Here is a 26,978-nt window from a genome sequence, read left to right as displayed (position 1 = left end):
ACAGGCAAAGGGAGGGCCACGACGCATGATTTCTTTGCTACACACCGCGGACTGGCAGATCGGCCGCGTGTTTTCCCAGTTCGAGCCCGACGACGCCTCGGCGCTCTTCGAGGCGCGCTTCAAGGCCGTCGAGCGGCTCGCCGCCATCGCCAGCGAACGCAAGGTCGACGCCGTGCTGGTCGCGGGCGATGTGTTCGACCTGCAGACCGTCTCGGACAAGACCATCCGCCGCATGTTCAACGCCATGCAGGGCTTTGCCGGACCGTGGCTGCTGATTCCGGGCAACCACGACTCGGCGCTGAGCGAATCCGTCTGGAGCCGCGCGCAGCGGCTGGGCGCCATCGCGCCGAACGTCGTCTGCTGCCTGGAGCCCAGGCCGCACACCGTGGCCGGCAAGTTCACGCTGCTGCCCGCGCCGCTCACGCAGCGCCACACCTATGGCGATCTCACCGAATGGTTCGCCGCCGCCGAGCCGGAGGATGAAAGCCTCCCCCGCATCGGCCTCGCGCACGGCAGCGTGCAGGGCATCCTCTCGGAAGACATCGACTCGACCAACCCCATCGCCGCCGGCCGCGCCGCGCAGGCCGGACTCGACTACCTCGCGCTCGGCGACTGGCATGGCACGCGGCAGATCGACGAGCGCACCTGGTACGCCGGCACGCCCGAAACCGACCGATTCAGGGCCAACGACTCCGGCCAGGCACTGCTGGTCGGCATCGCCGGTGCCGGCGCGCCGCCCGTGGTCGAAACCATCCGCACCGGTCAGTTCGACTGGCAGCAATGGGAACCCCGGCTCGCCGTGCCCTCCGACATCGACGAGCTGGTGCGCAAGCTCGAGCAGATCGGCAGCGGCGACGTGCTGCAGCTGCGCGCCCAGGGCAGCTGCGACCTTGCCGGCCACAACCGGCTGAACGCAGCCCTCGATGCCGCGCGGGCCCGCGCCCGCGCGCTGGTGTGGGAAGGTGAAGCGCTGCGGCTGGAGCCGACCGAAGACGACATACAGGCACTGCACGCCGACGGCTTCGTCGGCGAGGCGCTGCAGGCGCTGCGCGAGCAGCAGGGCGGCACCGATGCCGAGCTGGCGCGCGACGCGCTGCTCACGCTCGCGCGCATCCTCGGTACGCAGCCGGGAGCGGCCGCATGAAGCTGCAGCGCCTTCGCATCGAGAACTTCAAGCTCTTCCGCGCGCCGCTCGAAATCGACGGGCTGACGGACGGGCTCAATCTTTTCGCCGCGCCCAACGAATCGGGCAAATCGACCGTCGCCGAGGCCATTCGCGCCGCTTTCTTCGAGCGGCACCGCTCCAGCGCTGTCGAGCATCTGCGGCCCTGGGGCGAAAGCTCGGCGACGCCCATGGTCGAAGTCGATTTCGAGCTCGACAGCAAGCGCTACCGGCTCACCAAGGCCTTCCTGGGCAAGAAGCGCTGCGAACTGGTGATCGACGGCAGAGCCATGGACGGCGCCGTCGCCGAAGACCACCTCGCGGCCCTGCTGGGCTTCCGCTTTCCGGGCAAGGGCGCCAGCACGCCCGAGCACATGGGCATTCCGGGGCTGCTGTGGATCAAGCAGGGCACCTCGCACGACATCGCCAGCGCGGTGGGCTTTGCCAGCGACCATCTGCGCAACGCGCTCGGCGAATCGCTGGGCGAACTGGCCTCCAGCAACGGCGATGCGGTGCTGAAGGCGGTGGAGGCCGAGCGCAACGAACTGCTGACGCCTGCCGCCGGAACACCGCGTGGCGCTTACGCCGACGCGCTCAAGCTGCGCACGGAACTCGAAGCCGAACTCGAGCGGCTGCATGCCGACATCGAGTCGTACCAGTCGGGCGTCGACCGCCTCTCCAATCTGCGGCGCGACCACCAGCGCGACGAAGCCGCGCGACCATGGGCCGCATTGCGGGAGCAGCTCGTCGTCGCGCAGCAGCGGCTCGACGAAGCCCGGGGCCTGGACGAGAAGAAGACCGCCCAGGAAGCCGCGCTCAGGCAGATCGCCGCGCAGGTGAATTCATGGCGCACCCAGCTGCAGGCGATGGAGCGCGAGGAAGGCTCGCTCGCCCAACGGGAGACGAACCTGCGGAAGACGCAGGAAGTCCTGGCCAAGGCGCTTGGCGAACTGCAGGCATGGGAGCCGCGCCATGCGTGCGCCACGAAGGCCGATGCCGAAGCTCGCGAGAACCTGCGCCTGGCTCGGCAAGCTGCCTCACGCATCGCACAGGAGAAAACCATCGAAAGCCTGGCCGAGCAGCTCGCCGCGCTCTCGCAAAGCCACGAGAAGGCAAAGGCCGAACAGGAGAAAGTCACCCGCCTGCAGGCCGAGGCGCAGGCGCTCGCGGTGCCCGAAGGCGAGCTCAAGCGGCTGCGGCAGTGCGCGGACGCGCTTCGCACGGCGCAGGCCAGGCTCGACGCGGTGGCGACGGCCCTGGAGTTCGAACTGCAGCCTGGCGCCAAGGTCCGCGTCGCAGAGACTGAGCTGACGGGCTCGCAGCGCCAGACCGTCATCGCCCGCACCGACATCGAGATCGAAGGCGTGGGCCGCATCAGCGTGCTGCCGGGCGGCGCGGACCTCGAAAGCATCGCCATCGAACGCGATCGTGCGCGGGACCAGCTTGCGGCGCTGCTGCAGGGCCTGCGCGCCGAAAGCTTGGCGGCGGTCGAAGAGCGTGCGCGGCAGCAGGTTCTACGCAAGGGCGAGGCCGGTGCCGCCGAAGCCGTGCTCGCAGCGCTGGCCCCCAAGGGACTCGGCGCGCTCGCCGCCGACGTTGCGACGCGCGAAGCCCGCCTCGCGGAAGCCCGGCAGGTGCTGCAGGCCATGCCGTCAGCGCCGGCTGCAGGCATGGCCGTGCCGTCGGCTGAGTCAGAAGAAGCCGCTGCGCGCGCCGCATTGGAGGCAGCCTCCGCCGCCCTCAACGACGCCAAGGTCGCGGCCGGCAACGCACGCGAACAGGTGAAGGCCGCCGAAGACGAACTCGCCGCCGTCAAGGCCACCCTCAACGACCCCGCACGCGCCGGCAGAAAGACCGAAGCCGGCGGCGCACTGACCGACGCGCTGGCGCAGCAGTCAGCCATGCAGGACAAGCTCTCAGAACTGGCCCAGCGCCTGCAGACCGTCAACCTGCCCGTGCTCGCGCAGGACGTGGAGCGGCTGGAGCGCAGCGCAAGGCAGGCCGAGGCCGCGCACAGCCAGCGCGCCAACGAGATCACCCGGCTCGAAGTCGAGCTGGAAACCAAGGGCGCCCTCGGCCAGGAAGAAGCTGCCTCGGAGAAACAGCGAGAACTCGAGCACGCCACGCGCCGCTGCGCCGAACTCGAACGCCGGGCGAGGGCGCTCGACCATCTGCTCAAGCTGCTGCGCGAGAAGCGCTCCGCCCTGGCGCGGCGCCTGCGCGCGCCGCTGCAGAAGCACCTCGACCACTACCTGCAGATTCTTTTCCCCGGCGCGCAGATCGAGGTCGGCGACGATCTCTCGCCCGGCCGCATCACGCGCCAGGGCCTGCGCGGCGCCCAGAGCGGCGAGTTCGAGGAACTCAGCGTGGGCGCGCGCGAGCAGATGGGCGTGGTCGCACGGCTGGCCTACGCGGATCTGCTGAAGGAAGCGAACAAGCCGACGCTGCTCATCCTCGACGACGCGCTGGTCAACACCGACGAGGAGCGCCTGCGGCAGATGAAGCGGGTGCTGTACGACGCGGCGCAGCGGCACCAGATCCTGATCTTCAGCTGCCACCCCGAGGCATGGCGTGACCTGGGCGTTGTGGCGCGAAGCATTCCCTGAGGCTGCTTTCCAGTTTTGGCGGCTCGACGTGCGGGCGCAAGCCCGGCCGGTTTCCACAGTGGTTGCCCGGTAGGCCAACTCGTCGAGCCGCCGCCCCGTTTTGGCGTGGCTATACTGCACCGGTCACGTCAAAAAGAGGCGTGATCGGGATTGGACTCCCGTTGAAACCGCTGCGACGCAAGCCGCAGTCACCCCGCAGGGTCTGCGGCTTCGTCGTTCGTGCTTCCAGTTTTGGCGGCTCGACGGGCGGGCGCGAGCCCGGCCGGTTTCACGCAAGTGGTTTCCCGGTAGTCCAACCCGTCGAGCTGCCGCCCCCGCCTGGACTCGGGTGCGTCGGTTTCAGCAAACCGAAACCCTTGGAGCCCACTCATGGCTGTATCCGCACCCGTCTCTTCCACTTCCAAATCTTCCGCCTCACAGAGCGCCGAACTGCTCGCACTGCAGCTGTGCGACGACATCGGTGGCCTTCAATCGATGCAGCGCGCGTATGCGTGCCTCGAAAAGCTCATCGTCCAGCAAGGGGTGGGCGACACGCAGGAGGTCTATCCGAGCCGGGCCGAACTCGCGGCGCTGGTGGGCGTGGTCAATGAGGAGCTGCAACGGCGGATCGACGCGGCGGACGCCACCGCGCAATCGCTGCGCGCCGGCCTTGGAAAAGGCGGCACGCAGTGAACATGCTCGCCGGCTACTTGCCCGCCGGCACGAAGAAAAGATATTCGCCGCGCCCCAGCTCGGGCGTGATCGTGTAGCCCGCGCACAGGTCTTCCGTGCACTGGATGACGATCACGCGCGGCCAGATGGTCGCGGCCGTGGGGTAGCCCGGCAGGTACTGCGGCACGTGCCACACGCCGAGGGCGCCGACCGGCAGCGCGTTCTCGGTGCCGCGCGCGTTCTGCAGGCCGCTGCCCATGTTCATCCGCTCGACGCGCAGCGGCTGCTGCACGGCCGCTGCCGCCGCCGTGGTGGCAGCGCAGCAGGCCGCCAGCCAGAGCAGGAATACGGTCCTGGTCATTTGGCGCTCCGTGCGGTCATTGCGCGGCGGGGGCCGAGCGCGGTGCGGTTGCGATGTCGTCGGAGCGCTGGTCCAGCATGCGCGACGCGGCCCGGATGGAGGCGACTTCGCCGGGGTCGATCGGCGTCACCGTGGCGCTGACGACGGGCATCGTGACCACGCCCGTGTCTTCGGAGGCTGCCGCGGCCTGCTGCTGCGGGGCAGGCGAGGCTTGCGCGATGTGCTCGGTGTGCGCGGGAGGCGGCGGCAGCGGAGCCGGAGCGGCCGGCGAAGTGGCAGCCACGGGCTGCGGAGCCACCGGGGCGGGGGCCGCTGCAGCCACCGCGCGAGGCGGCGAGGCGGCAGCGCCGCTGGCCGATGCCTGCGGTCCGTAGGCCGTCACGCGCTCTTCCGCCGTCATCGACTGCGGGCACTTGGTGCCGGTCATCTCCAGCGCGGCCATCGCGGCCGGGTCCATGCAGTCCATGGCCAGCGACGCTGCCTTCATGCCCTTGTTCCAGAGCTCGCGGCTCATCTTCAGGCGCTTGCAGTGCTCGTCCGTCCAGGTGGTGCCGAAGCTCAGGCCCACGCCAGGGCCGTTCGCGCTGGCGCTGCTGCTGCCCATGCAGGTGTCGTTGCTCGTCGTCAGGTTGGGGCCGTTGACCGACGGCACGTTCTTGATCGTATAGCTGCCGCGGTAGTCGACGGTGTTCGTCGTCGCGCCAGTGTTGTTGACGTTCTGGTTGCTGGTCATCGTCGACTGGGTGGTCACGCTCGCCGGGCTCGAAAACGTCACCGACTGGCTGTTGCCCTGGGCCGAGGTCGTGGCCGAACTCGACGACCCGTTGTTCGCACCCGTGTTGGTGTTGGTCTGTTGGGCGATAGCCACCGCGGAGAAAGTCAACAGTGAAAGAAAAAGCAGTTTCTTCATTTTTTCGACTCCTTTGAGGACCGGGGAGAGGGCGTTTCCTGCCGCTCTCCCCATTTCCAGGTTCAGCAACCGGTTTGCGCAAGGCAAGGTTCAGGGAGCCGATGCTGTCGAGCTCGCGCCCGCCGTGCCGCCGGTGCCGCCACCGTTGGTGAAGCCGCCGGCGTTGCCCCATGCGAAGTTGGTGACGCCGAAGGAGCCGCCGGTGGAGCCTGCCGTGGCCGAGGTGCTCGTGCCGTTGATGGGCCCGTTGATAGCGCCGGACGATGCGTTGTAGCCGGAGGTCGTGGTCGAGGTACGGGTCACCAGGGCGATGCCGCCGCCGGGGCCGGCGGCCGTCGCCGCCGTGTTGTTGGTGGTGGAGGAGGCTGCGCCGCCAGCGCTGCCGCTGACGTGCGTGGCGCCGCCCGCGGAGTAGTTGGCGTTGCCCGCCGAGGTCGCGTTGGCCGAAGCGTTGGCGCCGCCGGTGGCCAGGCCGTTGCCGGTCGTCACCGCCATGCTGGTCACGCGGCCGGTGGTGGTTGCCGAGCCGCCAGCCGTCGCGCCGCCGATGGCGAAGCCCGGAACCGCGAACGCGCCGCCCGAGGCGTTGGCATTGGCTGCCGAACTCGACGTGGCCGAGTTGTAGCTCAGCGCGCTGCCCGTGCCGGAGCTGGCGGCGGTCGATCCGGCGGAGCTGGAAGAGCCGGTCGTGGTGGACGTCGCGGCGACCGCGGTGCTGCCGACCGTTGCCGAAGCGACGCTGCCGACCAGGACCACGGCGATGGCGATGAGAGTCTTCTTCATGATGCTTCCTCGAGTGATGTGGAACAAACCCGATCGCCGGACCACCCGGCTATCAGCTGACGGTCTGTGACGCGGTGTGGAGTGGCTTGCGTGACGACCGGAGTGCAGTTTCTGCGCCGGGGAAGCAATGAAAAATGCCCTGTGCTGGGTAATGCGAGGCTATGGCGAAAGGCATGGCTGCGAGCCTTTCCGGCAAGACGGAAAAACGCTTGCATCACACGATGGCGGCAAGCGGAATCGCGGCATTCGAGGAGGCATCAAGGGCGCTAGAAACCAGATGCAACCGAAGTAATCGAATCTGCGGCGGCGCTTCGGGTATCCCCGTGTCCACGCTCGCAAAAGCCTTGCGCAGCGCTCTACCGCGGCCGCGCCGGACGGCGGCGGCGGGGCCTTCAGACCCTCCGTTCGGCCATCTATCCGTTGTCACGCTGCACCCGGGCGCTTTGTCCTGCTTCCTGGCCCGCGCGGGCGGGGTTTTTGACTCCCCCACAAAAGGGCGCCTTGCTCATGTGCGAAAGCGGGCCGATTTCTACATTCATCCCCATGGCCGAACGCCGAAGCCCAAGCCGGGCAACAGGCGGTCCAGGCCGGTCACTACAACCAGGGGATACGCATGGAATTGCTCGCACTGCTGCCGACGACCTTCATGAACCTGCTGCGCGAAGACGCCGGCATGTCGTTCATGGAGTTCGCACTCATCGGGGCGCTGGTGATGGTCGTGTGCCTGCTCCTGCTGCTCGCCATCCGGCGCACTGCCTGAACCGTGGAGACCGACATGCAGGAACTCGACGCCGTTCTCGAACTGCTGGCGATGCTGGCCACCGACCTTCGCATGCTCGTGCTGCTGGCGCTGCTGGCCACGGCCGCCGTGAGCGACTGGCGCTCCTACCGCATTCCCAACTGGCTGACCTTCGGCGGCGCGCTCTTCGCGCTGGTCTACGGAACGCTGGCCGCCCGCACGCCCGCCGCTGGTGCCGCCAGCGCATTCGGCGGCCTGGGCGTGGGCTTCGCGGCGATGGTGCCGTTCTACGTGATCGGAGTGATGGGCGCCGGCGACGTGAAGCTGATGGCCATGGCCGGCGCCTTCATCGGGCCTGAGCAGGCGCTGATGGCGGTGCTTTTCACCTTCATTGCCGGCGGCGTGGCGGCCATGGTCTTCGCGATCCACCAGCGCCGCGTGGTGCGCATGCTGACCAACGTCAAGGACGCGGCACAGGGCGTGATGCTGTCGGGCATGGTCGGCATCCGTCCCTCGGGACGCATCGGCGCCAGCCAGTCCATCGGAAGGCTGCCCTACGGCATCTGCATCGCGGCGGGCACGGTCGTCGAAGTGCTCGCGCACCAGCTGGGCTACGTCTAGCCCCTTCACTTTCCCTTTCATCTCATCTCATCTGCGACGGAGGTTCACATGAAGAACATCAAGGCGATCGGGCTGATCCTTCTGGCCCTGCTGACGGGGCTGGCGGCCGCCGTCTATGCGGCGGGGTGGATCTCGAAACAGGGCGGCATCGCGTCCAACAAGGTCGTGGTGGCGGCGGTAGACATCGAGCTGGGCAGCCGCGTCAACCCGCAGATGCTCACGACGATCGACTGGCCCAGCGGCTCGGTGCCGAACGGCGCGTTCAGCGACATCAAGGCGCTGGACGAGCGCGTGGTGAAGGTCGGCGTGCTGCGCGGCGAGGCGGTCATCGAAGGCAAGCTGGCGCCGGTGGGCACGCAGGGCGGGCTCTCGGCGGTGATCGCCAGCGGCAAGCGGGCGATGACGGTGCGCGTCAACGACGTGGTGGGCGTGGCGGGCTTCGCGCTGCCGGGCAACTACGTGGACGTGATGGTCAACGCCCAGCAGGACAAGGGGCGCGGCGAAGAGGCGCTGCAGATCAGCAAGACCGTGCTCGAGAAGGTGCTGGTGCTGGCGGTGGCGCAGGAAGCCAACCGCGACGACACCAAGCCGAAGGTGGTGAGCGCCGTGACGCTGGAGCTCTCGCTGGAAGACTCCGAGAAGCTCGACCTGGCCCGCAGCGTAGGCACCCTGTCCCTGGTGCTTCGCAACCAGATGGACAAGACCACGGTGGCCACCGACGGCATCACCAAGGGCCAGCTCTTCGGCGCCAAGGAACTCGTGCAGGTCGCGGCGACCGCGCCTGCTCCGGCACCGGCCCGGCCGCGCGCCCATCGCCCGGGCCCCGCCGCGACGCCGGCTTCCCAGTGCGTGGAAATCATCCAGCACGCGGGCAGCTCGCTGACCTGTTTCTGAACCGGTTCGACATTCGACAGGAGGAACACCAAGTGCGCCATATCCCCACAACACTCGCCAGCCTGCTGGCGGCCTTCGCGACAGTGGCGGCTCCCGCCATGGGCGCCGAGGTCGCGGCAACCGCCTCGGCCGCGGGCGCCATGCCCGCCGCAGCCACCGCCACCACGCAAGCCGCGGCGGCAGGCAGCAGCAGTGCCTCTGCCGCTGCCAGCGGCAGCCGCCGATGCACCGCCATCATTCCCGACGACCAGCCGACCCAGGCCGTGCTGGGCAAGTCGGTGGTCATACCGCTGAAGGCGCGCGTGGTGCGCATCGTGGTCAGCGGCCAGCCGCCGAGCCGCGCACCTGTGCCGGCGGCCGCCGCGGCTGCAGTGCCCGCCGGCATGCAGCCCGTCGCGGCACCCGCGGCCAACGCGAACACCAGCGACGGCGTCGCGGACGTCGACGTGACGCTGCTGAGCCCGACCGACCTGTTCTTCCGGGGCCGCCAGGCGGGCTCGATGAACGTGGTGCTGCAAAGCGCCGATGGCACCTGCTACATCAAGGACGTCATCGTCACCATCGACCCGATGGCCCTGCAGTCCAAGCTGGCCGAACTGATGCCCGAGGAGCGCCGCATCCAGGTGCGCAGCGCCGAGAAGTCCATCGTGCTCACCGGCGAGATCAGCGACGCGCTCAAGCTCGACGACGTGATGAGCCTGGCCTCGGCCTACGGCGCCGACGGCAAGAAGGTGGTGAACCTGCTTCGCGTGGCGACGCCGCAGCAGGTGATGCTGGAAGTGAAGATCGCCGAGGTCAGCAAGACGCTGCTCGACCGGCTCGGCTCGCGCGTGGGCATCGCACGCACCGGCAACGGCGGCCTGAACAACTATTCGCTGATCTCCAATTTCCTGAGCACCGGCGCCGGCCTGGCGCAAGCGCTGCGCATCGGGCGGACCTCGCTGACCATCGACGGCCAGAAGGACGACGGGCTCGTGCGTATCCTCGCAGAGCCGAACATCATGGCCATCAGCGGGCAGCAGGCCAGCTTCCTGTCGGGCGGCAAGATCTTCATTCCGGTGGCGCAGAACGCCGCGGGCGGCGGCGGGACGAACATCACGCTGGAGGAGAAGGAGTTCGGTATCGGGGTCAAGTTCACCCCGACCGTGCTCAACGGCGACCGCGTCAACCTCAAGCTGGTGTCCGAGGTGTCGGACCTGACGCAGACCGGCTCTCCGTTCACTACCGTCTCGGGCGTCACCGCCGTGCTGCCCTCGTTGACGGTGCGGCGCGCCGACACCACCGTGCAACTCAACGACGGCCAGAGCTTCGTCATCGCCGGGCTCATCAAGAGCAACGTGAACGAGACGATCAAGCGCTATCCGGGCCTCGGCGAGGTGCCGGTGATGGGCGCGCTCTTCCGCAGCACCGAATTCCAGAACGAACAGACCGAGCTGATGTTCGTCATCACGCCGCGCCTGGTGCGTCCGCTGGCCGAGTCGCCGCGGGTGCCGACGGACAACCACGTCGTTCCGAGCCGTGCCGAGGTCTATCTCAACGGCGCCCTCGAGAGCTCGACCCCGGCCCCGGCCGCCCCCGCCAGCGAAACCCCGTGAGGAGCACCGTCATGTTCATCATCAGATCGATCACCGTCGGGCTCGTCTGCCTTCTCGGCGCCAGCTGCTCGACCGTCACGCCCAACTACGACGCGCGCTTCGGCGACGCGGTGCGGGACGCAAGGAAGAAGATGACCATCAACCCGAACGCCGGCAAGAACGGCGACCCCGTCACCGGCATGGACGGGCGCGCATCGCGCGAGGCGATGCACCAGTACCAGGAGTCGTACAAGACGCCGCCGCCGGCGGTCAACGTCATCAACATCGGTGGCCAGATCGGCGGACAGGGCGCCGGCGCCTCGAAGTGATGAACGCACGCATTGCATTAGCCAAGCCCGCTTCCTCGGGACTCACGCGGAAAGGAGAGTGACACGAATCGAAACGAACTTTCTTCCCTCACTCATGTTTTCTCGAACCTGATTTCCAACCGTTCAAACCTCGAAAGGAACGAATCATGCAAAACTTTTTCAAGGCCATCGGCCAATCGACCCAAGGCTTCCTGCGCGAAGAAGAGGGCGCCCAGGTCGTCGAGTACGCGCTGATCATCGCGGTCGTCTCGATCGCGCTGGTTGTCGCGCTGAAGGGTCTCACGGCCAACAACGGCGGTTTCACGAGTTTCATCACTCGCGTCACGACCTGCCTGACGGGGACGAACTGCCAGTAAGCAGTTCTTCGGGGAGGGAAGCGGGTCCATGTCACATGGCCCGCTTCGTTCCATCTCCCCGTTCGCTCCCACGCATTCTTCGTCAACAACGAACCGGGGTTCATCATCATGTTCAAGTCATTTCTGGCAGACGAGAGCGGTGCGCAAGTGGTCGAGTACGCACTGATCATCGCCGTGGTTTCCATCGCGCTGGTGGTTGCATTGCAAGCGTTGTCCGACGGCACTGCTCTGGGCGCTCTCATCGACCGTGTCACGACATGTCTGGGCGGCACGAGCTGCACCTGACCCGGCCGCTGCGCGCGCTCACTCAACCAGGGAGCTGACCATGTTCACCTGCCGCCATCACCGCCGCCAGCGCGGCGCGATGATCGTCACAGCCGCGCTGATCCTGCTGTTCCTGATGGGGTTCATGGGCATCGCCCTGGACTTCGGGCATCTGTTCGTGGTCAAGACCGAGCTGCAGACAGCTGTAGACAGCTGCGCCCTGTCCGCTGCGCGCGAGCTCGACGGACAGGGCACGGCGATCACCCGTGCAACGAGCGCAGGCCAGACCGCCGGCAATGCCAACCGCGTGAACATGCAGTCGAGTACCTGGAGCGGGCAGGGCCAGATCGTCGCGAGCGACATCACCTTCCGCGACGCCTCCTATGCCGTCACCACGACGCCCGCCCTCGCGCGCTATGCCCAGTGCGTGCATACCCAACCCAACATCAGCATCTGGCTCATGAAGGCGATGGGCGCCTTCTCGGGCGACACGGCCGGCAACCCCGGGACGCGCAGCGTCACTGCAAGAGCGGTCGCCACCCGTGCCAGCGCGCAGAGCGCTTGCCCCATTCCCGTTGCGGCGAAGCCCAAGACCGGTGGCGTGGCGCCGAACTATGGCTTCGTGGTCGGCGAGTGGGTGACGCTCATCATGGCGCAGAACGCCGCCACGGGCGGGCAGATCGGCTGGGCCAATCTCGACGGCAGCAACAGCGCGTCGGAGACCGAAGCCGAGCTCAACGGCCGATGCGGCGCCAAGGTCGGCGACACGATCGGCACTCCTGGCGTGCAGACCTCGGTGGCCGACGTGTGGAACCAGCGCTTCGGCATCTACAAGAACACCAGCGACCCGAGTACGGCGCGGCCCGACTACACCGGCTACGCCTATACCTCGCTCAACTGGCCCGCGCAGTTCAACGCCTACAACGGCCCATCCCCGGGCTCAGGGACTGGTCAGAACTACCTGACGAAGCGCGCCGCCTTCGCGTCGTGCGCCGACACCGGCACCAAGGTGAAGGGCGCGAACAGCTGCGAATCGATCACCGGGCTGTCGCTCAACAGTTTCCAGAAGCTGGCCAACCCGGGCAATGTCGCCGGCGGCCACATGCAGTACGGCCTTGACCGCCGCTTCGTGACGGTGCCGGTCATCGATGGCGGCAACCACGTGATCGACTACCTCTGCATGCTGATGCTTCAGCCGCTGAGCATTCCGATGACCGACGTGCAGCTGGAATTCCTCGGCAACGCCGGTGCGACCGGCAGCCCCTGCACCACCAGCGGGCTGGCGGGCGGATCGGCCGGGCCGCTGGTTCCGGTCCTGGTGAGATAGGAAGAGGAGGCACGCCATGAAGCCGTCTCGTCGTGCACAGCAGGGCGTAGCGCTTGTCGAACTCGCGCTGATCATCCCGCTGCTGCTGTTGCTGACCTTCATCACCACAGAGTTCGGCCGCGCGATGTACGAGTACAACGCGGTGGTCAAGTCGACGCGCGATGCGGTGCGCTACATGTCGGTGCAGACGCCGGGCACGAAGATCACCGAGGCGCGCAACCTGGTGGTCTACGGCAACACAGCAGGCACTGGCTCGCCGCTGGCGCGCGGACTGAGCCTGTCGAACGTGCCGGCCGGCACCTGCTGCACCTGGCAGTCGGCCGGCGCGGCGCCGATCATCACCACGGTGACGATCCGGGTCAGCGGCTACACCTTTCATTCGATGTTCCCTTCGGTGATGGGCGTCGTCTTCGCGGATGCGAACGGCAACATCGCCTTCAGCGACATCACCGCCAGCATGAGGGCGCCATCATGAGACGAAGCACCTCCCGCCGCAACCGTGGCGCCACGACGGTCGAGTTCGCCCTGGGCCTGATCATCTTCCTCATGTTCACGCTGGGCATCGTGGACTTCGCGCGCATGCTTTTCACCTGGAACGCCGCCCAGGAGGCCACGCGCGCCGGCGCCCGCTACGCGGTGGTGTGCGACGACACGGCCCAGCAGGCCCTGGTGCTTGCGCGCATGAAGGCGCTGCTGCCGCAGATCAGCACCGTGTCGGTGGCGTGGTCGCCCTCGGGCTGCACGGCCGCGACCTGCGAAGGCGTGACGGTGAGCATCACCGGGCTCAACTACCAGTGGATCTCGCCCATCGCATACGCGACCGCGCCGCTGATTCCGATGCCGGGCTTTTCCACCTACCTGCCGCGCGAGGTCATGCGCAAGGACCCGAACAGCGCGGCCATCTGCTCCTAGCCATCAACGCAACGGAAAAGACCATGAAGATCGCCATCATTTCCCCCAACGCCAACCACCTGCAGGACATGCGCAAGGTGCTGGAGGCGCGCTCGCACATCGTGTCGCTTTTCGAGGGCGGCAAGAGCCGGATGCAGTGGGTCGTCGAGAAGGCGGCCCCCGAGTTGCTGCTGGTCGACGGCATGTGCTGCGACCCGCAGGAGCTCAGCCTGGTGGAAAAGCTCACGCTGCAGCACCCGGCGATCTCGGTGGTGCTGCTGTGCGCGATGCAGACGCCCGAGTTCCTTATCCACGCGATGCGCGCGGGCGTGCGCGAGGTGCTGCCGTCGCCGGCCGACACCGCCGCGCTGGAGGCGGCCGTGGAGCGCATCGCGCAGAAGATGGCCGGCACGCAGGCGCGCGCGCCGGGGCAGGTGGTGGCCTTCATGCCCTGCAAGGGCGGCAGCGGGGCGACCTTCCTGGCCACCAACATCGCGCACCAGCTCTCGAAGGAGCGCTCGGTGCTGCTGGTGGACCTGAACCTGCAGTTCGGCGACGCGCTGTCGTATGTGAGCGACCTGCGGCCCACCTCGACGATGGCGGACGTGGCCCGCGACATCGGCCGGCTCGACGCCTCGCTGCTCGCGGCGAGCGTGGCGAAGGTGTCGCCGACTTTCAGCATCCTTCCGGCGCCGGAGGACATCTCGCGCGCGATGGACGTGAAGGCCGAGCACGTCGACGCGATCCTGCACGTCGCGCAGGGCATGTACGACTTCGTGCTGTTCGACCTGGGCCCGCGCATCGACACGCTCGCGATCCGGGTGCTGGACCGCGCCGACCGCATCTTTCCGGTGCTGCAGCCCAGCCTGCCGCACATCCGCAACGTGACGCGGCTGATGCACGTCTTCAAGTCGTTGGGCTACCAGCCCGGCAAGGTCGAGCTGCTGGTGAACCGCAGCGCCGGCGGCGGGGAGATCGGCCTGTCGGACATGCGGCGCTCGCTGGTGGGCGCGACGCTCACGGTGGTGCCCGACGGCGGCAAGGACGTGGATGCATCCATCAACCGCGGCGTGCCGCTGGCGGAGATGGCGCGAGGCAGCGCACTCGCAAGAAAGCTGGCGGACATCGCGCACACGCTCAGCCCCCGGCAGGAGGCGGAGCCCGGCTTCATCGGGCGGCTCTTCCGCCGCGCTTGATCGGCGCTTGATCGGCGCCTGATCGGAGCCCGGCAGCCAGTCACTTCAATCAACAGCAAGGCAGGTCCCCATGTCATTCAGAGAACAGCTCAGTGCCGTCGAAACCGATGCAGGTGCCACCGCGCGGCCGGTGGGGCACTCCGCCGAACAGGCGGTGTCGCCCTTTGCCTCGGATGCCTACAAGTTGCTGAAGGAGCGCATGCACCTGAAGCTGCTGGAGCGCTTCGACCTCGCGGCGCTCGAGACCCTCAAGCCCGACGTGCTGCGCCAGGAAATCTCGACCATGACCACGCGGCTGCTGCAGGAGGAGCCCGAGGCGCTCAACGACATCGAGCGGCGCACGCTGATCCGCGACATCCAGCACGAGATGCTGGGCTTCGGGCCGATCGAGCTGCTGATGGCCGACCCGTCGGTTTCGGACATCCTGGTCAACTCGCACGAGAAGATCTACGTGGAGCGCCGGGGCCGGCTGGAGCTGACCAACGTGAGCTTCACCGACGAGAAGCACCTGCTGCGCATCATCGACAAGATCGTCTCGCTGGTGGGGCGGCGCATCGACGAGTCGAGCCCGATGGTCGATGCGCGGCTGCCCGACGGCTCGCGGGTGAACGCGGTGATCGCGCCGGTGGCGCTGGACGGGCCGATGATGTCGATCCGGCGTTTCGCGAAGATTCCGCTGCGCATGGAGAACCTGGTGGACGAGCTCAAGACGCTGACGCCGCAGATGGCGAAGATGCTCGAGGGGCTGGCGCAGGCCAAGGTCAACATGCTGATCTCGGGCGGCACGGGCGCCGGCAAGACCACGCTGCTGAACATCCTCTCGGGCTTCATTCCGCCGAGCGAACGCATCATCACCATCGAGGACGCGGCCGAGCTCCAGTTGCAGCAGCCGCACGTGGCGCGCATGGAGACGCGGCCGATGAACATCGAGGGCAAGGGCGAGATCACGCAGCGCGCGCTGGTGCGCAACGCATTGCGCATGCGGCCCGACCGCATCGTGATCGGCGAGGTGCGCGGCGCCGAGGCGGTCGACATGCTGCAGGCCATGAACACCGGCCACGAGGGCTCGCTCACGACCATCCACGCCAACACGCCGCGCGACGCGCTGGCGCGGCTGGAGAACATGATCGGCATGGCCAACCTGAACCTGCCGCACCGCACGGTGCGCCAGCAGATCGCATCGGCCATCACCGTGATCGTGCAGGTGCTGCGGCTGGTGGACGGGCGGCGCAAGGTCACGAGCATCCAGGAGATCACCGGCATGGAAGGCGAGGTGGTCACGATGCAGGAGATCTTCAGCTTCCACCAGACCGGCATGGGGCCCGACGGCCAGGTGCGCGGGCACTTCCATGCGACGGGCGTCAGGCCGAAGTTCGCGGAGCGGCTGCATGCCTACGGCGTGGAACTGCCGGACACGATGTTCGACCCGAGCAAGCACTACGAATGACCTGACCAGGCAAGGAACAGGAGGCCATCATGCTCAACAACCTGGGGGGCAACACCCTCATCACCGTCACCGTGCTGGTGTTCGTGACCGTGCTGCTCATGCTCGAGGGGCTCTACATGCTGTGGCGCTCCTACAAGGGGCCCGAGGCACGCAAGATCGAGAAGAGGCTGCAGGCGTTCTCGGCCGCGGCCGACCGCACGCCGCAGGCCCACCTGGCCAAGGAGCGCATGCTCAGCGAGGTGCCGTGGATGCAGCGCCTGCTGCTCACGCTGCCGCGGGCGCACCGGCTGGACCGCTTCATCCTGCAGGCCGGGCTGGACTGGACGGTTTCCAGCTTCCTGCTGATTTCCTGCGTGCTGGGCGTGCTCGGCTTCTTCGCCGTGATGGTGATGGTGCACCAGTCGCTCCTGGTGGCGCTGGTGGCGGGAGGCTGCCTGGCGGTACTGCCGCTGCTCTACCTGCAGCGCCAGCGCAGCCGCCGGCTGACACGCATGGAAAAGCAGCTGCCCGAGGCGCTGGACCTGGTGACGCGTGCGTTGCGTGCCGGGCATTCTTTCGCCAGCGGCGTGCAGATGATCGGAGACGAAATGGCTGATCCGATCGCCAGCGAGTTCCGCATGGTCGCCGACGAGGTGAACTTCGGCGTCTCGCTGCAGCAGGCCCTGACCAACCTCAGCGAGCGTGTGCCGCTGACCGACCTGCGCTACTTCGTGGTGTCGGTGCTGATCCAGCGCGATTCGGGCGGCAACCTGACGGAAGTGCTGGGCAACCTCAGCCGGCTGATCCGCGAACGGCTCAAGCTGCTCGCGCGGGTGCGGGTGCTGTCCTCGGAAGGACGGCTGTCGGCCTGGATCCTCGGGCTGATGCCGTTCGCACTCGCCGCGCTCATGAACGTGTTCAACCCCGAATTCATGTCGCCGCTGTGGACCGACCCGATCGGGCAGATGGTGATCAAGTACATGCTGGTGGTGATGCTTGTGGGCGTCGTGCTGCTGCGCAAGATCGTGAAGATCCACGTCTGAAGGAGAAGGACCATGACCATGCTGTTTCCCATCCTCGTCTTCGTGGCCGTGTCGCTGGCGATCATCGGAATGGCCGCATGGCTGTCGCCGACGCGCACCGAGCAGCGCCTGCAGGCAGTGGCGATGCCAGCGGGCAAGTCGGCCTGGACCGAGAAGGCCGTCAAGATCGTCGGGCCGTTCGCGCAGCTTTCATCACCGACCAACGATGCCGAGCTGTCGCCGCTGCGCGTGCGCTTCCTGAACGCGGGCATCCGCCATCCGGACGCCTACCTCGTGTATTTCGGCACGAAGACGCTGCTGCCACTGGGCCTTGCCGCGCTGGCGTACGTCGGACTGAGGGCGACGGGGGCCGCAGAAGACAGCACGGTGATGCTGCTGTGGCTCGCGGTGGCGGCGCTGGCCGGCTGCTACCTGCCCAACCTGGTGCTGCGCCTAATGATCCGCTCGCGCCGCCGGGAGATCTTCGAGAATTTTCCGGATGCCGCCGACCTGATGCTGGTGTGCGTCGAAGCCGGCCTCGGGCTGGATGCCGGGCTGGTCAAGGTCACGGAGGAGATCCAGGTCAAGAGCGCGGCGCTGGCGCAGGAGCTGCACTGGACCAACCTGGAGATGCGTGCCGGCGCCACGCGCGAGAAGTCGCTGCGCAACCTGGCGCTGCGCACGGGCGTGGAGGAGATCGGGACCTTCGCGACCATGCTGACGCAGGCGGACCGCTTCGGCACCAGCATCGGCGAATCGCTGCGGGTGTTCTCCGAGGACCTGCGCCACAAGCGCCATGTGCGCGCCGAGGAACTGGCGGCGAAGGTGCCCACCAAGATGCTGCTGCCGCTGGTGCTGTGCATCTTCCCGTGCATCTCGCTGGTGATCCTGACGCCGGCGGCGATCCGCATCATCCGGATGATCATGCCGATGCTCAACGGGACCTGAGCGCTTTCGGCCTTCCGATCAAAAAAAAGCCCTGCGCGCCGGAGACGGCGCGCAGGGCTTCGAGCTTTTTTCTCTTCTTCAGTGCGGGGCGGCGTCGAGCTGGTGCTTGACCGCGTAGATGTAGAGCTCGAGGCGGTTGCTCACGCCAAGCTTCTGGTAGATGGAGGTGAGGTGGTTGCGCAGCGTGTGCTCGGTGACGAAGAGCTTCGCGGCCAGCGCCTTGTTCGAGGCGCCGCTGCCGCTCACGACGGTGTGGATGATCTCCCGCTCCTTGTGCGTCAGGCTGGCCTGCCTGGCGGCTTCGGGATCGGCCTTGGGCTGCTGCTTCTTCACCGAGGTCAGCTCGTAGAAGACGCGGCCGATGGACTGGGCGTCGATGCAGAGCTCGCCGTTGTGCACGCGCTCGATGGCGTCGATCACCTGTTGCGCCGGCGCGTCCTTGCGCATCACGCCGCGTGCGCCTTGCAGCACCGCCAGGTCGAGCGTGCGCTGTTCGCGTTCTCCCGTGAGCACCATGACGCGCGAGACGTCGTTCGACACCAGCCTCGGCAGGATGTCGAGAGCGCTGTGGCCGTCGAGGTCCAGGTCGAGCACGATGACGTCGGGCGCGAGGCTTTCCGACGTGGCCACCGCGTCCTCGCAGCAGCAGGCGGTGCCGACCACCTTCATGCGCGGATGCTCCCCGTCGATCAGCCTGGACAGGCCCCACAGCATGGTCTGGTGGTCGTCCACGAGCAGGACGCCGATGGGATGGGTGGCAGCTGGTTGCATGGTGGGCTCCTTGATTCGGCTCTGGTTTGTCTCTTGGCAGGTGCAGCGGCTTGCTGCCGGGATTCGTCGTTGTTGCTCAGATCGGGATTTCCACCAGCACGGCGGTGCCGCCGCTGTCGCACTGGCGGACCTGCGCGCGCCCGCCGAGGGCGGCTGCGCGTTCGGTGATGGAATGGGGCCTGAAGCGGGTGAAGCTCTCCTCGCCGTCGGCCTCGTTCTCGATGCGCACGTGCAGCCGGCCGTTGCGGCAGGCCAGGCGCACGCTGCCGTGGCGCGCCTGGGTGTGCTTGCAGATGTTGTTGAGGCCTTCGCCGACCATCTGCAGCACCTCCGCGGTCATCCGGTCGTCCAGGTGCAGCGGGCCGTCGACGTCGACGGCGATGTCGATGCCGTAGAGGCCCTTGATCCGCGCGGCCTGGCGGTGCAACTGCGGCAGCACGAGGCCACCCGGGCTGCTGTTGCTGCCTTGCCTGACTTCGCCGGCATAGCGGCGCAGGTCGGCGATGACGCCGTCGGCCACGCTCGCGAGCTTTTCCAGGTCGTCGCTCAGCGGGTTGTCGGCGGTGGCCTTCTTGCGCAGGGCGCACAGGCCCATGCGCAGACCGATGTAGGGCTGCACGGCCGTGTCGTGCAGGTTGAGCGCGAACTTCAGACGCTCCGCGGTGGCGGCCTCGGAGGCCATGCGGTCCAGTACCTCGATGGTTTCGATGATCGGGAAGATCTGCTCCATGAGGTGCGTGAGGAAGAGGGCGTCGGACTTGTTGAAGAGCCCGTCGCGCGAGGACACGAAGACGCGGCCTTCGCCCAGCCGCATGGGCAGCGGAGCGCTGATGAAGGCCCGGGCTTCCAGCATTGCGGTGATGGCCTCGCAGCGCCGGGCGCCTTCTTCGTCCTCGACGCGCCAGCCATCTGCGGCACCAGCCTCGAAGACGTGGCTCTGGGCATACAGCCGGTTCAACGGCCAGGGCAGGCGGTTGCTGAGCACGGTGTGGTCGGCCGGCAGGGCCATGAGCGGGGATTCGGCGATGCGGCCGATGGTCTCGACACTGACGTGCTCGCAGGCGTCGTTCTTGCGCAGTGTGCGCAGGACCCAGTTGCCGGTGGCGGTGTCGCGCGTCAGCAGGATGCAGTGGCTGGCCCGGAAGAAGGCCAGCGTGCGTTCCATGGTGCGGGCGATGGTGCGGCCGGCGCCGAAGCGCGGGTTGGAGAGCTGGCTGACGTCGCCCAGCAGGGCCAGGCGGCGCTGCAGGCCGAGCTTGGAGCCGCCCCAGTGCACGATCATGTGGCCGAGCGCCAGCAGGAAGGTGCTGCGCATCAGCAACTGGGGCGCGTCGTTGCCGGTGCTGGTGGCGAGGCCGCAGGCGGCGAAGGAGGCGACCGACGCCACCGTGACGCGGGCGCCTTCCTCGAAGCCCCAGCGGAAGGCGGAGGTGAGGATCGCGAAGAAATAGAAGAGGAAGAAGAGGCTCTGTACCCCGTCGGTCACGAAGATGATGAGCGTGAACCAGAGTACGTCGGACCAGTGGATGACCTTGCCCTGGAAGTACGGGCGGCCCATCCGCGTGCATGCGTACACCAGCAGGCTGTGCAGCACGTAGCCGCAGAAGGCCAGCCAGACGGCGCCGTCGACATGGTTCCGATGGTCCCCGGCATCAACCACCACCGCCAGCAGCGCCGAGACCGAGAGCACCAGCCGCATGCGCGAGACCATGAGCGCATCCGCGGCGACGCTGATGCCGGCGTCGGGGGTGGCAGTGGTATGGGCCAGCATGGAAAACGAATTCCGGCAGGAGGTACATCACGCGATGCGGGCCGCAAGGCGGCTGCTGCTGGCGAAGCGGCACGGTGTCATTTTGGAATTCACTCCTCGTACCTGAAAGGGATGTATGTGAAGGTTTCACATTACTACTTTGGTAGTCGAAAACAATGGGGTCAGAGGTCTATCGCCAGTTTGTGACTCTTGTTACATTCAGTTTCATTCGTCTCTGGCCGGGGCGTTTCGAGGTGGCGGCAGAGGAGGGCGAGCGGGCCGGCTGCCAGGAAGCGCGCTATTTGCGGGTACCTGTTCAGTGCGAAAGGCGCGACCGGGTTCCTGGTTTCAGGCCCGGCGCTCGACCAGCGCGGTACGGCCCAGCGGCGTGACCCGCAGCACGACCGCCTGCCTGAATTTCTGCGGGCTCTGCCTGGTCCGGCAGGGCGGGGGCAGGGTTGCTTCCACCATGCCCGCAGCGTTCAGCACCGCCACCGAATTGATCTCCGTCGGATCGTCGATGCGCAGCGGGAAGACCGAATTCCCGATCTTGCGCAGGTAGTCCAGGGGCATCACGGGCCATTTCTGGTCCTCGAGCGCGATGGCTGCGGCGCCGGCTTTCAGGCTGGCGATTTCCGCATGCCCTTCCTCCGTGATGTCGAACACCACGGCGCTCTCGTACTGCTGGTATCCGAAGTGATCGAGATGGAATTCGGCTTCGACCAGCCCTGTGGCCATCAGGACCGAGGCGTGCCTGATGTCGGGTTCAGCCGTGAGCGTGACCGGAAACTTCTCGTGCAGAAGCCGGAGGAGGAGATTGAGCGGCATACATGCTCCCGTCTGCACCGTCGTTGGTGCACATCGAGCAATGGGAAGGACCTGCGGACGGATGCCCGCATCGCAGCGCCGATCCCGGATGCCGCCTCTGGACGTGTAACAGCGTTACCGCGGGCGGAATGCCGGAGTAACACGATCTTGGGTCGTCAAGTGGGCGGCAGGACTTCGACACTTTAAATGTGATTTTTTCACTTTAGTCATTTCGTTGTACTCCTGCCGCTCGACCTTGTCGAGAATTAGTTTTGTGAAGGATTTCTCGTTTTCAGGGCGAGAACGTCACGTGTTGAGCAATCAGCACGCCGTCGACCACCCGGTCGCCCACGACCGTGACCTTCCGGCCGTTGCGCAGGTCGGACTTGGTTCCGTTCTCGAAAACGGCCGCATCGGCATCCACCGGCTGGCCGCGCACCCTGAAGTCCGCAGGGGAGCGATACGCGCCGATGGCGCCGATCAGCGTGAAGGAGGCCGGTCCGCCCGTGCCCGGCACATTGCGGATGCGCAGCTTCTTCGCCACCAGCACGCCGCCCGACATGAATCCGTCGGCTTCGACCTTCACGCCGTTGCCGAGCGAGCCCACGGGGCCGCCTGTGATCTGCGCGTTGGTCGCATCGACGGGAGTGCCCAGCACCCCGAACGAGCCGCGCGAGACGAAGTCGGTGATGACGCCCGCGAGCTGGACCGCCACGCCGTCGCTCGTCGGAATGGCGTACCAGCCCTGGACTTTCGTGGCCGTGAGCACGCCGCCGACCGGCGCAGTGGTGCCCCGGGCGCGAACGACGACGCCATTGGCGAGCGACGATTCATCCAGTCCCGCGAAGACGGCCGTGCCGTAGTTGACCGTCAGCTGGCCGAGCATGAAGGTCTTGTGCGCCTTGTCGAGGCTCTGCACCGCGCCCGTGGCAAGCGGGTCGGCCACCGTGGGCGAGACCTGGATGCGCGTGGCCCGCAGCGTGCCGGGCGCGCCCGGCAGGCCCCACACCTGGATGATGCTGCCCGCCTTGACGTCGGCCAGGCCGTTCGCGTCGCCCCAGACCGTAGCCGAGTCGATGCTGATGCCGATGCCCATCACGACGAAGGTGCCGGCAGGAACATCGATGTTCGAGACCGCGCCCCGCAACTCGGCCGCGGAGACCACCTGGTTGGCGATGCCGCTCGTGAAGTTCTCGTCGACCTTGCCCGCGACCCGCGCGCTCATGCCGATCTGCAGTCCGGTCGCGTCCTCGATGGTGAAGGTCGCGCTGTCGGTGTCGTAGCGCAGGCCGTTGAGGATGATGCTGCCCAGGCCGTCCGCAGCACCGATGCCGGCGGCATCCGCCGTCACGCCGGTGCCGCCCGAGCCTACGCCGGAGCCGTCGGTGTTGCTGTTGCCGGCGGTGCTCGTGCCTGCGCCGGCGTCGCCACCTGTGCTTCCCGTGCCGCCCGTGCCGCCGGAATCCCCTGCGGCACCGGTTCCTGACCCGGTCCCCGAACCCGAACCCGAACCCGAACCCGAACCCGAACCCGAACCCGAACCCGAACCCGAACCCGAACCCGAACCCGAACCCGTTCCGGTTCCGGTTCCGGTTCCGGTGGAGTCGCCACCGCTTGCAGTCGCCGCGGGCGCGCTACCCGTGCCGACGCCGATGCCAGCCATGGAGCCGCCGCTGCCTCCACCCCCGCCGCACGAAAGCAGCAGCGCCAGGAAACCGGCGGACAGGAGTCCGAGCAGGAGCCTTCGAGGCGTCTTCATCGTGCTCATGGCTTGGGCCCTCTTTCTTCCGGCGGCGGCGGCGCTGGCGTGCGCTCGGTCCGCTCGTCCTCGTAGTAGGTGTAGATGCCGACACGGATGCGCCCGTTCGCACCGCCGGGGGCCTCGTCGACCGCCCGTGACATTTCCTGCGCCAGCTCGTGATGCAGCGCCGTCCAGCGCTCGCGCACGAGCCGCTGGATCTGCTCGCATTCCGCAAGCGTGAGCCCGCGCGCGTACACCGCGCGTTCCAGCATCCTGGGCTCCTCGCCCAGCGTGTTGGCGACGGCCGCCAGCAGGTGGTCCCGCCCGTTGTCGCCCAGGAAGGCCAGCATCGACTGCAGGTCTTCCACCGGCACGAAACCGTCCGTCGTGAGCTCGACCACGCCCTTGTCCTCGTCCTCGCTCACCATGTTCAGGCGCACCAGTTCGTCGAGGATGGTGCGGTGATGTACGTTGCCGCGGCTGCTCATGCGCGCGACGGCCTCGAAGGAGGGCGCGTCGTGGCCCGCCGTGATGGGCAGGCGCCGGTAAGTGTCATCTTTAGTAAGCATCTGCAACCACAACGTGAAAGTCTTGGCTGCAGCCGACAGCTCGGTGTGGGGCAGGGGATCAGTGGTTGCCCTGACCTTGGCAGTCACCGCCTTGCGGTTGAGCCCGGTCGTCACCGAAAGCTGGCTCAGGTTCGGGTTGGCTACCCCCTGGTTGCGCCAGCTGCGCTGGGCTTCCTCGATCAGCAGGTCGCGCAGCAGTTCCTCGAGGTGAGGGTGCTTCACCCCCATGGCGAGCGCGAGCCTGACCACCGGCCGGAGAATCCGGGCGCAGGCAGCAAGGGTCCAGTCCAGCCGATGTTCCATGGATTCGAGCGATATTCCCGAAACTGCGGTTCAAAGAGGGTTCGACGGCACAGATCGCCAGTTGCGATCTGCTTTCAATTGTCCTGCGCAAGAGTATGAATGTGAATGCTTTGGACTACTGCCGGCCGATTGGCTGGGTGTAAAGAAGCAACACCCCGGCCGGGCTCGCTCCAGGAGGCTCGAGAGCGTCGTCGCAGCCGCTCAGGCGCCGGGCGCCGTCACCGCCGCCTGATCGTGCTGCAGCCGTGGCGGCAGCCGGTCGTCGAGCCAGTCCATGCGCCAGGCCAGCAGCGCCACCGCGCCGACGATGCAGGCGGCCGCCAGCGCGCCCGCCAGGCCATGCCGTTCACGGTACGGATCGGGCGCGATGCGCTTGGCCCCCGGCGGCACGCGCGCCGCCTGCGACAGCATCCCCCCGAGCCGCACGCTCACCTTCATGCGGCCATTGATGGCCCACCCGCTCGCGTCGAGGATCGGCCCCAGGCTGCGCTGGCGCAGCTTCAGCCAGGCGATCAGCATGCTGGGCCCCGAGATCGCGATCACGATGCCGGCCAGCGCCACCGGAATCCACTGCCCCAGGTCGATGAACTTGCCGAAGATGCCGACCAGCACCGCACTGATGCTGCCCAGCGCCACCCCGATCGCCGCCACGGTACCCACGTCGATGCGGCTGCCCGCCGGTGGCACGCCGGGCTTGGCAGGGGCTTTCGAAGCGGCGTCCGCGCCCGCCGCCTGATCCGCCGTGGCCACCCGGCCGGCCAGCGACTGCAGCGCGCCCTGCGACCCGGCTTCGCTCGCCGCTGCCCGCTTGGCCACCTGTTCCTCGATCATGCGGACGAACTTCTTGTACGGCGCGAAGAAGGCCTGCGCGACGCTGGTCGGGTTCTCGATCAGCTTGGTGATGGTGGCGTCCCAGTCGCGGCCCTGGCGGTCGTAGAACACGCCGTTGCGCCCCACGAAGAGAAAGTCGACGTCGCCCGCGGTGAAGGCGGCGACGATGCTCATCTTCTGCCCCTGGCGAGTGCAGTCGCAGTACGCGAGGCAGGTCTTCGCCAGTCCCGCCAGCGTCGCGTGCCGGGCGGTGTCCTGCACCTGCACGGTGAGCTCGCAGCTGCGCCCGTCGAGGTACAGCGTGCCTGCCTGGAAGATGGCGCCTTCGCGCCGATAGAAGGCCTTGAACGACACGAAGTTGTGCAGCAGCACCAGCAGGTCGCGCTGCAGGCGCAGCAGCTTCTCCAGGTCGACCAGCAGCCGGTTGTGAAGCTCCGCCGCCTCGTCCTCGGCGATGAGCGAGAACAAGGCCTCCTGCGTCTGGAGCAGCGCGTCGATGCGCTTGCGCGACAGTGCGGCCAGCGCATTGGCCGGCCGCGCCGCGATCCATGCCTCGCACGGCGCAAGCCGGCTGCGAAGCGATTGCCATTGCTCTTCTTCCAGCGCATCGCGCTCGCCCAGCAGCGGTGCCACCACGTCGCGCGCGAACGCGGCCATCGCATCGGCCCAGGCCGGGTTCAGGCTCGTGCCGCGCAACGGCAGCGAGCGGCTGGGCGTGACCGGCGCGAGCGGCAGCTCGGCGATGGGCTGCGCGCCCACGTCCAGCGTGTGGCCCGAGAGCGCGTCATAGGCCTGCGGCGAAGGATTGAGCGCCGCCACCGCCTGCACGTCATAGGCCGCGACCCGGCAGCGAGCGAAGAAGTCGTCGATCTTGGCCGCGACCGCGCGCAGGGCCTCGGTGGCGGCAAGCGTGCGATCGCCCAGCGGCAGCAGCACCTCGTCGCTGCAGTCGCCGCGCGCGTACCAGTCGCGCATGGCTTTCGCTTCGGCCATGAAGGCTTCGGCGCGCGCCCGGTCGAGGCCGGGTTTCTTCTCGTGGCGATCGGGCGTGCTGCCGTGGGTGCGCATCGCTTCCTGGATGGTCGAGCGCAGCGCGTCGTCGGAGGCGGTGTCGGGCGTGACCACGCCGTCGCCGTTGAAACGCATGGCCGCCAGCCATTCGCTGCGGTCCGAAATGTCGGCGAGCGTGAGCGTGTTCGAGTCCTTCTTGCCGAGCAGGTCGAGGATGCGCCGGCCTTCCCTGGCAAGGTCGGCGCCTGCCGCGCTGTTGTTGTCGAGATCGTCCAGCGACAGCGTTCCGCCGCCCGCGAGCAGCGCATCGGCGCTGCGCAGCCGCTCGCAGGCCCACTGGCATGCCGCGATCACTTCGGGCGGGCGCACGCGGCCATCGCCGTCGCTGTCGATCAGATCGAGCGTGCGCGCATCGAAGTCGATGCCGCGCGTAGGGCAGGCGAGCGCGACCCACAGTTTCTGGTCGAGTTCGGCGATGTGCGCAATGTCCGCGCCGCTGCGAAACACCACCTGGTCGAGACCGCCGGCACGGATGAAAAGCCATCGGTGCGGTGTCGATGCCGCGGAAGGCGCACTGTTGCCGGGTACGCCGGCGGGGACTGGGGGCGTGCTGATGTCTGTCGTCACTGGGCTGGGGTTCCTGCAGCGGTAGCGGGTGGTGTGTTCTTCGTCTTCGAGACGAGCCTAGATCGCACGCCACACGCACCTTGAGGACAGACGGCGCGCAGCCATGTCGGCCTATGCCGACATCGGCCTCCCCATTTCGCGCAGGCCCGGCCTATGGCAAATGTCCTGCACCCGCCGTCGTCCGCGGATGGCGGCGCGCCAGCTGCTCGCGCCCAAAACTCGGCGCATGCACAGAGACCGAGGAGCCATCCATGTCGAACAAGCCGAACCCCGCCAGGCAATCCCCGCGTGAGGAACCCGAACTCGCGAACGAAGAGTCCGTTCCCAGCGACGGCCGCGACGTCGAGGGCGAGCAGTTGATGAAGGAAGTGACCAACAGGAAGCTGCACGACAAGGGCGAAGCCGAACACAAGACGCCCGAGAAGGCCGAGAAGGCCGAGAAGGCTAAGAAGGCCGACAGGTCCGCCGATGAGCACGGCACCGACCGCGACTCTCGCTGACCCGGCGG

At 67.6% G+C, this 26,978-nt stretch carries 27 protein-coding genes; 18 read left to right on the top strand and 9 right to left on the bottom strand.

Translation table 11 applies throughout. The features are described from left to right. Positions 1–25: 25 nt before the first annotated feature. The 3 genes from ACAM57_RS16120 (at position 26) to ACAM57_RS16110 (ending at position 4,440) form a co-directional block, all read left to right on the top strand. Positions 26–1,144 carry a DNA repair exonuclease gene (locus tag ACAM57_RS16120; protein WP_126019714.1) on the top strand — a complete coding sequence of 373 codons (1,119 nt, stop codon included), beginning with the start codon at positions 26–28 and terminating at the stop codon, positions 1,142–1,144. Continuing rightward, positions 1,141–3,768: an AAA family ATPase gene (locus ACAM57_RS16115; protein ID WP_369662357.1), complete on the top strand. Its 2,628-nt coding sequence runs from the start codon at positions 1,141–1,143 to the stop codon at positions 3,766–3,768. The genes ACAM57_RS16120 and ACAM57_RS16115 overlap by 4 nt, the downstream gene beginning before the upstream one ends. Before the next feature lie 369 nt (positions 3,769–4,137). Further along, positions 4,138–4,440, top strand: coding sequence for a hypothetical protein (locus ACAM57_RS16110; RefSeq protein ID WP_369662356.1), 303 nt, complete (start codon positions 4,138–4,140; stop codon positions 4,438–4,440). Positions 4,441–4,453: 13 nt separating this feature from the next. Here ACAM57_RS16110 and ACAM57_RS16105 read toward each other — a convergent pair whose 3' ends face one another. From ACAM57_RS16105 to ACAM57_RS16095, 3 genes are all read right to left on the bottom strand, one after another. Further along, positions 4,454–4,780 carry a hypothetical protein gene (locus ACAM57_RS16105; protein WP_369662355.1) on the bottom strand — a complete coding sequence of 109 codons (327 nt, stop codon included), beginning with the start codon at positions 4,778–4,780 and terminating at the stop codon, positions 4,454–4,456. Positions 4,781–4,796: 16 nt separating this feature from the next. Further along, positions 4,797–5,690: a hypothetical protein gene (locus tag ACAM57_RS16100; RefSeq protein ID WP_369662354.1), complete on the bottom strand. Its 894-nt coding sequence runs from the start codon at positions 5,688–5,690 to the stop codon at positions 4,797–4,799. Between the two features lie 90 nt (positions 5,691–5,780). Then, on the bottom strand, positions 5,781–6,473 hold the full coding sequence (locus tag ACAM57_RS16095) for a hypothetical protein (RefSeq protein ID WP_184637956.1): 693 nt from the start codon (positions 6,471–6,473) through the stop codon (positions 5,781–5,783). 613 nt (positions 6,474–7,086) lie between these two features. Between ACAM57_RS16095 and ACAM57_RS16090 the strand changes: the two genes are divergently transcribed. The 14 genes from ACAM57_RS16090 to ACAM57_RS16025 all read left to right on the top strand — a co-directional run bounded on the left by ACAM57_RS16090 (position 7,087) and on the right by ACAM57_RS16025 (position 18,060). Beyond that, positions 7,087–7,233 (top strand): hypothetical protein, encoded by a 147-nt coding sequence (locus tag ACAM57_RS16090; RefSeq protein ID WP_165909544.1) that lies wholly within the window; start codon positions 7,087–7,089, stop codon positions 7,231–7,233. A gap of 15 nt (positions 7,234–7,248) precedes the next feature. After that, complete coding sequence (locus ACAM57_RS16085) at positions 7,249–7,833, top strand: prepilin peptidase (protein ID WP_369662353.1); 585 nt, start codon at positions 7,249–7,251, stop codon at positions 7,831–7,833. Positions 7,834–7,881: 48 nt separating this feature from the next. Beyond that, a complete protein-coding gene (gene cpaB / locus ACAM57_RS16080) occupies positions 7,882–8,727 on the top strand; it encodes a Flp pilus assembly protein CpaB (RefSeq protein WP_126019729.1) in 846 nt (281 codons plus the stop codon). 32 nt (positions 8,728–8,759) lie between these two features. Next, positions 8,760–10,322: a type II and III secretion system protein family protein gene (locus ACAM57_RS16075; protein WP_184637952.1), complete on the top strand. Its 1,563-nt coding sequence runs from the start codon at positions 8,760–8,762 to the stop codon at positions 10,320–10,322. Between the two features lie 11 nt (positions 10,323–10,333). After that, positions 10,334–10,630: a hypothetical protein gene (locus ACAM57_RS16070; RefSeq protein WP_184637951.1), complete on the top strand. Its 297-nt coding sequence runs from the start codon at positions 10,334–10,336 to the stop codon at positions 10,628–10,630. Between the two features lie 146 nt (positions 10,631–10,776). After that, positions 10,777–10,986: a Flp family type IVb pilin gene (locus tag ACAM57_RS16065; protein ID WP_176664063.1), complete on the top strand. Its 210-nt coding sequence runs from the start codon at positions 10,777–10,779 to the stop codon at positions 10,984–10,986. A gap of 108 nt (positions 10,987–11,094) precedes the next feature. After that, a complete protein-coding gene (locus tag ACAM57_RS16060; RefSeq protein ID WP_369662352.1) occupies positions 11,095–11,271 on the top strand; it encodes a Flp family type IVb pilin in 177 nt (58 codons plus the stop codon). A gap of 40 nt (positions 11,272–11,311) precedes the next feature. Continuing rightward, on the top strand, positions 11,312–12,577 hold the full coding sequence (locus ACAM57_RS16055; protein ID WP_369662351.1) for a pilus assembly protein TadG-related protein: 1,266 nt from the start codon (positions 11,312–11,314) through the stop codon (positions 12,575–12,577). Between the two features lie 16 nt (positions 12,578–12,593). After that, positions 12,594–13,052, top strand: a complete 459-nt coding sequence (locus tag ACAM57_RS16050) for a TadE/TadG family type IV pilus assembly protein (protein ID WP_126019737.1) — start codon at positions 12,594–12,596, stop codon at positions 13,050–13,052. After that, on the top strand, positions 13,049–13,489 hold the full coding sequence (locus tag ACAM57_RS16045; RefSeq protein WP_369662350.1) for a TadE/TadG family type IV pilus assembly protein: 441 nt from the start codon (positions 13,049–13,051) through the stop codon (positions 13,487–13,489). The genes ACAM57_RS16050 and ACAM57_RS16045 overlap by 4 nt, the downstream gene beginning before the upstream one ends. A gap of 23 nt (positions 13,490–13,512) precedes the next feature. Continuing rightward, positions 13,513–14,664 (top strand): AAA family ATPase, encoded by a 1,152-nt coding sequence (locus ACAM57_RS16040; RefSeq protein WP_369662349.1) that lies wholly within the window; start codon positions 13,513–13,515, stop codon positions 14,662–14,664. Between the two features lie 70 nt (positions 14,665–14,734). Continuing rightward, the gene (locus tag ACAM57_RS16035) at positions 14,735–16,111 is read left to right on the top strand and encodes a CpaF family protein (RefSeq protein ID WP_126019745.1); all 1,377 of its coding nucleotides are present in this window, start codon (positions 14,735–14,737) and stop codon (positions 16,109–16,111) included. 29 nt (positions 16,112–16,140) lie between these two features. Next, positions 16,141–17,133 (top strand): type II secretion system F family protein, encoded by a 993-nt coding sequence (locus tag ACAM57_RS16030; protein ID WP_369662348.1) that lies wholly within the window; start codon positions 16,141–16,143, stop codon positions 17,131–17,133. Between the two features lie 12 nt (positions 17,134–17,145). Beyond that, positions 17,146–18,060: a type II secretion system F family protein gene (locus ACAM57_RS16025; RefSeq protein WP_369662347.1), complete on the top strand. Its 915-nt coding sequence runs from the start codon at positions 17,146–17,148 to the stop codon at positions 18,058–18,060. Positions 18,061–18,138: 78 nt separating this feature from the next. Here the strand turns inward: ACAM57_RS16025 and ACAM57_RS16020 are convergent, their stop codons facing one another. From ACAM57_RS16020 to ACAM57_RS15995, 6 genes are all read right to left on the bottom strand, one after another. Further along, a complete protein-coding gene (locus ACAM57_RS16020) occupies positions 18,139–18,831 on the bottom strand; it encodes a response regulator transcription factor (protein ID WP_126019753.1) in 693 nt (230 codons plus the stop codon). A gap of 76 nt (positions 18,832–18,907) precedes the next feature. Further along, positions 18,908–20,602, bottom strand: a complete 1,695-nt coding sequence (locus ACAM57_RS16015; protein ID WP_369662346.1) for a sensor histidine kinase — start codon at positions 20,600–20,602, stop codon at positions 18,908–18,910. Between the two features lie 327 nt (positions 20,603–20,929). After that, positions 20,930–21,409 (bottom strand): hypothetical protein, encoded by a 480-nt coding sequence (locus ACAM57_RS16010; RefSeq protein ID WP_184637939.1) that lies wholly within the window; start codon positions 21,407–21,409, stop codon positions 20,930–20,932. Positions 21,410–21,680: 271 nt separating this feature from the next. Beyond that, positions 21,681–23,156 (bottom strand): DUF5666 domain-containing protein, encoded by a 1,476-nt coding sequence (locus tag ACAM57_RS16005; RefSeq protein ID WP_369662345.1) that lies wholly within the window; start codon positions 23,154–23,156, stop codon positions 21,681–21,683. Next, positions 23,153–24,001, bottom strand: a complete 849-nt coding sequence (locus ACAM57_RS16000) for a DUF6502 family protein (RefSeq protein WP_369662344.1) — start codon at positions 23,999–24,001, stop codon at positions 23,153–23,155. Before ACAM57_RS16000 ends, ACAM57_RS16005 begins: the two co-directional genes overlap by 4 nt. 201 nt (positions 24,002–24,202) lie before the next feature. Further along, a complete protein-coding gene (locus ACAM57_RS15995) occupies positions 24,203–26,470 on the bottom strand; it encodes a hypothetical protein (RefSeq protein WP_369662343.1) in 2,268 nt (755 codons plus the stop codon). A gap of 251 nt (positions 26,471–26,721) precedes the next feature. Here ACAM57_RS15995 and ACAM57_RS15990 point away from each other — a divergent pair, with 251 nt between their 5' ends. Beyond that, entirely contained in the window at positions 26,722–26,970 is a 249-nt protein-coding gene (locus ACAM57_RS15990) for a hypothetical protein (protein WP_369662342.1), read from the top strand. Positions 26,971–26,978 lie beyond the last annotated feature (8 nt).

This window comes from Variovorax sp. V15 (assembly GCF_041154425.1).
GTDB classification, from domain to species: Bacteria; Pseudomonadota; Gammaproteobacteria; order Burkholderiales; family Burkholderiaceae_C; genus Variovorax; species Variovorax guangxiensis.
Note: the sequence above shows the minus strand (reverse complement) of the source record. Positions and strands in the feature narration are given on the sequence as shown.